The organism is Psychrobacter namhaensis (assembly GCF_016107545.1).
Taxonomy (GTDB): Bacteria; Pseudomonadota; Gammaproteobacteria; order Pseudomonadales; family Moraxellaceae; genus Psychrobacter; species Psychrobacter namhaensis.
In genome coordinates, this window is the sequence record NZ_JABASS010000039.1 from 1 (window position 1) to 1,134 (window position 1,134).

General features: G+C 46.2%; 1 protein-coding gene. It reads left to right on the forward strand.

Annotation, left to right across the window (positions count from 1 at the left end):
* Positions 1-2 precede the first annotated feature (2 nt).
* Positions 3-1,134, forward strand: a 1,132-nt coding sequence (locus JFC06_RS12215) for a molybdopterin molybdotransferase MoeA (protein WP_198335251.1), incomplete at its 3' end; no start/stop codon positions are given.

Here is a 1,134-nt window from a genome sequence, read left to right on the forward strand (position 1 = left end):
TTATGATTACCATGGAAGCATTGCAGTCTGCCATCAAGCAGCGCATAGACACTTACAATACTAACGACCATCCGCTAAATAAAAGAGCCGTCGCTATCTACGATTTGATAGACAGTCGTAATCACATACTGGCAGAAGATGTCGTCTCGCCCTTTGACGTGCCGAGACAAAATCTATCGGCGATGGATGGTTATGCGATTGCTCAAGGTAGTACTCTAGCAAAAGACAGTACGATTGAAATCATTGGAGAGTCACAAGCTGGCAGTGCCTATACAGGTAAGCTCACAGAGGGACAAGGCGTTCGTATTTTTACTGGGGCAGTGGTGCCAGACAGCTGTGATACCGTTATCATGCAAGAAAACACCAACTTTGCTGAGATAAGAGAGACGCTTGATAAGTCACAACCTTACACCATAACGCTGACACAAAGCGCTCAGCTTGATAATAATATACGCAAACAAGGTGAAGAAATTAAGTCGGGTGAAGCGGTGTTAACAGTCGGCAAGCGCCTCAATCCTGCAGATATCAGCCTACTGGCTAATTTGGGTATCGATAAAGTTAAGGTATTCAAGCCCCTTACTGTAGGCCTATTGGCGACGGGCGATGAACTCGTTGCCGTTGGTCATGCGCTTGAAAGCTTGGCGCAAATATATAACTCCAATACACCAACCTTAAAAAGCTTGCTGTCAGATTTACCTATTGATATTCGTGATTATGGCATTGTTCCCGACAATCTAGAGCAGACGACGGCCGCTGTTCATGAGGCCATGCAAGACTGTGATGTACTGATCTCTACTGCTGGGGTATCGGTTGGTGATTATGACTTTTTGACCACAGTGATTGAAACGTTAGGACAGATTAATCACTATAAAGTGGCGATGAAACCTGGCAAGCCTTTTGTGTTTGGTGAATTAAGCAAAGATCTGGCTAAGCCTGTGTTGTATTTTGGCTTGCCTGGCAATCCGCTATCGACTGTGGTTGGCGCTCTACAGTTTGTGATACCAGCACTGTGGCAGATGTCAGGGGCCAGCTTAGCAGAGCAGCCTATGCAGCTGAGCGTCAAAGCCACCCTGACCAATGACGTCAGAAAAATGGCCGGCCGCAAAGACTTTCAAAGAGGGGTTTTGTCACAAA